At 72.8% G+C, this 4126-nt stretch carries 2 protein-coding genes; both read left to right on the top strand.

Translation table 11 applies throughout. The annotated features are described in order from the left end of the window. Positions 1-204: 204 nt before the first annotated feature. Positions 205-3738, top strand: coding sequence for a transcription-repair coupling factor (gene mfd, locus H5J33_RS26045; RefSeq protein ID WP_181797298.1), 3534 nt, complete (start codon positions 205-207; stop codon positions 3736-3738). Between the two features lie 63 nt (positions 3739-3801). Next, positions 3802-4126: MerR family transcriptional regulator (locus H5J33_RS26040; RefSeq protein ID WP_181797297.1), on the top strand; the 325-nt coding region annotated here is incomplete at its 3' end.

Here is a 4126-nt window from a genome sequence, read left to right as displayed (position 1 = left end):
GGCTTCCCGGCGCCGGGTCGTGTGCCGCACCGTCCGCGAGTTGTCCACAGGGCTCGTGTCCGTGGCCCGCGCCCAGGGCGCGTGCGCCCGGGTTATCCACAGGCCCCGGCACCGCCGCCGACACCGTCGTACGCTGGACAGCCCCGGCCCGTCACACGAGTCGGGCCCTTCGTGTTGCCGACCCCCTGGACGGAAAAAGCCTCCATGAGCCTGCACGGTCTGCTCGACGCCGTCGTCAAGGACCCCGCCCTCGCGGAAGCGATGCGCGCGGCAGCGGACGGCAACCGCCCGCACGTCGACCTGGTCGGCCCCCCGGCGGCCCGGCCCTTCGCCGTCGCCGCCCTGGCCCGGGACGCCGGCCGCCCGGTGCTGGCGGTCACGGCGACCGGCCGCGAGGCCGAGGACCTGGCCGCCGCCCTGCGCTCCCTGCTGCCGCCCGAGGGCGTCGTGGAGTACCCCTCCTGGGAGACCCTCCCGCACGAGCGGCTCAGCCCCCGCAGCGACACCGTCGGCCGCCGCCTCGCCGTCCTGCGCCGCCTCGCCCACCCCCGCCCCGACGACCCCGAGACCGGACCCGTCTCCGTCGTCGTGGCCCCCGTGCGCTCCGTGCTCCAGCCGCAGGTCAAGGGCCTCGGCGACCTGGAACCGGTGGCCCTGCGCACCGGCCAGAGCGCCGACCTGGACGACGTCGTCGAAGCCCTCGCGGCCGCCGCCTACGCGCGCGTGGAGCTCGTCGAGAAGCGCGGCGAGTTCGCCGTGCGCGGCGGCATCCTGGACGTGTTCCCGCCCACCGAGGAACACCCCCTGCGCATCGAGTTCTGGGGCGACGAGGTCGAGGAGATCCGCTACTTCAAGGTCGCCGACCAGCGCTCCCTCGAAGTCGCCGAACACGACCTGTGGGCGCCCCCGTGCCGCGAGCTGCTGCTCACCGACGACGTCCGCGCCCGCGCGCGTGCCCTCGCCGAGGACCACCCCGAGCTGGGCGAACTGCTCGGCAAGATCGCCGAGGGCATCGCGGTGGAGGGCATGGAGTCCCTCGCCCCGGTCCTGGTGGACGACATGGAGCTGCTGCTCGACGTGCTGCCCGCGGGCGCCATGGCCGTCGTCTGCGACCCGGAGCGGGTCCGCACCCGCGCCGCCGACCTCGTCGCCACCAGCCAGGAGTTCCTCCAGGCGTCCTGGGCGGCCACCGCCGGCGGCGGCGAGGCCCCCATCGACGTGGGTGCTGCCTCCCTGTGGTCCATCGCCGACGTCCGCGACCGCGCGCGCGAACTGGGCATGATGTGGTGGTCGGTCTCCCCGTTCGCCGCCGACGACGCCGCGGGCGACGCCGACACCCTCAAGCTCGGCATGCACGCGCCCGAGACCTACCGCGGCGACACCGCGCGCGCCCTCGCCGACACCAAGGGCTGGCTCGCCGACGGCTGGCGCACGGTGTTCGTCACCGAGGGCCACGGCCCGGCCGCCCGCACCGTGGAGGTGCTCGGCGGCGAGGGCATCGCCGCCCGCCTGGACGCCGACCTCGGCGAACTCTCCCCCTCCGTGGTGCACGTCTCCTGCGGCTCCATCGAGTACGGCTTCGTGGACGCCGCGCTCAAGCTGGCCGTGCTCACCGAGACCGACCTGACCGGGCAGCGCACCGCCGGCCGCGAGGGCGCCCGCATGCCGGCCCGCCGCCGCAAGACCATCGACCCGCTCACCCTGGAGCCGGGCGACTACATCGTCCACGAACAGCACGGCGTCGGCCGGTACATCGAGATGGTGCAGCGCACCGTGCAGGGCGCCACCCGCGAGTACCTCGTCGTGGAGTACGCGCCCGCCAAGCGCGGCCAGCCCGGCGACCGGCTGTACATCCCGACCGACCAGCTGGAGCAGATCACCAAGTACGTCGGCGGCGAGGCACCCACCCTGCACCGCCTCGGCGGCGCCGACTGGACCAAGACCAAGGCCCGCGCCAAGAAGGCCGTCAAGGAGATCGCCGCCGACCTGATCAAGCTGTACAGCGCGCGCATGGCCGCCCCCGGCCACTCCTTCGGCGCCGACACCCCCTGGCAGCGCGAGCTGGAGGACGCCTTCCCCTACGCCGAGACGCCCGACCAGCTCACCACCATCGCCGAGGTCAAGGAGGACATGGAGAAGTCGGTCCCGATGGACCGGCTGATCTGCGGCGACGTCGGCTACGGCAAGACCGAGATCGCGGTGCGGGCCGCCTTCAAGGCCGTACAGGACGGCAAGCAGGTCGCCGTGCTGGTGCCCACCACCCTGCTGGTGCAGCAGCACTACGGCACGTTCTCCGAGCGGTACGCGCAGTTCCCCGTCAACGTGCGCGCCCTGTCCCGCTTCCAGACCGACACCGAGGCCAAGGCCGTCCTGGAAGGCCTGAAGGACGGCTCGGTGGACGTCGTCATCGGCACCCACCGCCTGTTCTCCTCCGAGACCAGGTTCAAGGACCTCGGCCTGGTCATCGTCGACGAGGAGCAGCGCTTCGGCGTCGAGCACAAGGAGCAGCTGAAGAAGCTCCGCGCCAACGTCGACGTGCTGACCATGTCCGCGACCCCGATCCCGCGCACCCTGGAGATGGCGGTGACCGGCATCCGCGAGATGTCCACCATCACCACACCCCCCGAGGAGCGCCACCCGGTGCTCACCTTCGTCGGGCCGTACGAGGAGAAGCAGATCGGCGCCGCCATCCGCCGCGAACTGCTGCGCGAGGGCCAGGTCTTCTACATCCACAACCGCGTCGAGTCCATCGACCGCGCGGCGGCCAAGCTCCGCGAGATCGTCCCCGAGGCGCGCATCGCCACCGCCCACGGCCAGATGTCGGAGTCCGCGCTGGAGCAGGTCGTGGTCGACTTCTGGGAGAAGAAGTTCGACGTGCTGGTGTCGACCACGATCGTGGAGTCCGGCATCGACATCTCCAACGCCAACACCCTGATCGTCGAGCGCGGCGACACCTTCGGCCTGTCCCAGCTGCACCAGCTGCGCGGCCGGGTCGGCCGTGGCCGCGAGCGCGGTTACGCCTACTTCCTCTACCCGCCGGAGAAGCCGCTCACCGAGACCGCGCACGAGCGTCTGGCGACCATCGCCCAGCACACCGAGATGGGCGCGGGCATGTACGTGGCGATGAAGGATCTGGAGATCCGCGGCGCCGGAAACCTCCTCGGCGGCGAGCAGTCCGGGCACATCGCGGGCGTCGGCTTCGATCTGTACGTCCGCATGGTCGGCGAGGCCGTCGCCGACTACCGGCGCCAGCTGGAGACCGGCGAAATCGAGGAGGAGCCGCCGCTCGAGGTCAAGATCGAGCTGCCCGTCGACGCGCACGTCCCGCACGACTACGCGCCCGGCGAGCGCCTGCGCCTCCAGGCCTACCGCTCGATCGCCTCCGCCAACAGCGAGGAGGACATCAAGGCCGTCCGCGAGGAACTCACCGACCGCTACGGCAAGCTGCCCGAACCGGTGGAGAACCTGCTGCTGGTGGCCGGCCTGAGGATGCTCGCGCGGGCCTGCGGCGTCGGCGAGATCGTGCTCCAGGGCACCAACGTCCGCTTCGCCCCGGTGGAGCTGCGCGAGTCCCAGGAACTGCGGCTCAAGCGGCTCTACCCGGGCACGGTCGTCAAGCCGGCCGCCCACCAGGTGCTGGTCCCGCGCCCGAAGACCGCCAAGGTCGGCGGCAAGCCGCTGGTCGGCCGGGAACTGCTGGCCTGGGTCGGCGAGTTCCTCACCTCGGTCCTGGGCTGACGGGCGCCGGCACGGGGGACGGCGGACGACGACGGGTGCGGGCGGAGGGGAACGGGGGCGCGCGTGCGGATCGGTGAGCTGGCCGAGGCGACCGGAGCGACACCGCGCGCCCTGCGCCACTACGAACAGCAGGGCCTGATCACCTCCACCCGCGCGCCCAACGGCTACCGCGAGTACGACGCCGACGCGGTCGTACGGGTGCGCAACATCCGCCGACTGCTCGCGGCGGGCCTCACCCTGGACGACGTCCAGGTGTTCCTGCCCTGCCTCGACGGCGACGTCACCGCCGGTCCCGCCTCCCCGAAGGCGCTGGAGGTCGCCCGGGACCGGCTGGCCGTCCTGGACGCCCGCATCGCGGCCCAGACGCGGCTGCGGGACCGGCTGGCGG

It is taken from the genome of Streptomyces sp. WELS2 (assembly GCF_013870595.1).
Classification (GTDB): domain Bacteria; phylum Actinomycetota; class Actinomycetes; order Streptomycetales; family Streptomycetaceae; genus Streptomyces.
This window is presented reverse-complemented; position numbering and strand designations above follow the sequence as displayed.